This is a genomic window from Flammeovirga agarivorans, from assembly GCF_012641475.1.
Lineage (GTDB): Bacteria > Bacteroidota > Bacteroidia > Cytophagales > Flammeovirgaceae > Flammeovirga > Flammeovirga agarivorans.
Map to the genome: position 1 here is coordinate 1 of NZ_JABAIL010000086.1, position 681 is coordinate 681.

Sequence of the window (681 nt, forward strand, 5' to 3'; positions counted from 1 at the left end):
GTAGTAGGACGCATCGAGTTCCGCCACGGTAAGTCTGAATAAGGTAGCACTATAGGAACATACTCAAGGTCATCGGATTCCGGTGGCCTTCATGAATGTCCCTAACAACCACTCAGGAGCAACACCATGTATCAGAATACAATCAACTTCGAACGTACCCGCGAACGCCAGCAGACCGAGGGTTATATCCCTAAGGGCCGCAAGCTGAACAAGACGCAGCGCGGTGGCGGTGTGAAGGGTTCCTTCCGTAATGCGAAGGGTGACAGCGTTGTTAACCAAGAGAAATACTTCGTAGGAGCGTAACAAATGGCTACGGAAAAAAGATGGCTTTTTGATGGAAGCACCTCACAGTGGTCACGCTTAGGAGCAACGGAGCGCAGGTTACTGGATGAAACAGGGCTGCATGTGGTCATGCTTGATGACCCATTCACTAGCACCGTGTTATTCAACGTGTTTGAGCCACGCGGGTCACTTCTAATAAGTAAGCGGTTCAGCCACTGGTCGATTGACTCAGCGTCAGACTGGTTGGCAAAACTCACAGCCGACTACTCAAGTTGGAAGTGATTAGGTAGCACTATAGGCAGACTCAAGGTCATCGGATTCCGGTGGCCTTTATGATTGCTTATTGCACACTAAATGAACACTACACTTCGGAGACATCCTCATGATGAACATTAAGAC

General features: G+C 49.2%; 1 protein-coding gene. It reads left to right on the forward strand.

All coding sequences use genetic code 11. The features are described from left to right. Window positions 1-126 precede the first annotated feature (126 nt). The gene (locus HGP29_RS28360; protein ID WP_168885828.1) at window positions 127-303 is read left to right on the forward strand and encodes a hypothetical protein; all 177 of its coding nucleotides are present in this window, start codon (window positions 127-129) and stop codon (window positions 301-303) included. The last annotated feature ends 378 nt before the right edge of the window (window positions 304-681 follow it).